The 255-nt window shown below is 38.0% G+C and carries 1 pseudogene; it reads left to right on the top strand.

The features are described from left to right. A pseudogene (locus KW850_RS34660) lies at positions 1 to 255 on the top strand (IS21 family transposase); the annotation flags it as partial.

Raw genomic sequence — 255 nt, 5'->3', positions numbered from 1 at the left:
AAGGTGGACACTAAAGGAAGTAAACTAGATCCTTATAAGCAATATATTTTGCAAAGGATAAAAGAAGGAACCACTAACTGTGAGGTATTACTCGATGAGATTGGAGCTCTAGGTTACTCAGGTAAGATGACTATATTAAGGGATTATGTTAGGCCATTTAGAGAAAGTCCAAAGAAACAAGCAACCTTACGGTTTGAGACTCCTCCAGGAAAACAAGGACAGATGGATTGGGCTCATGTAGGAAAATATGAAGTT

This window comes from Bacillus sp. sid0103, from assembly GCF_019219025.1.
Note: the sequence above shows the minus strand (reverse complement) of the source record. Positions and strands in the feature narration are given on the sequence as shown.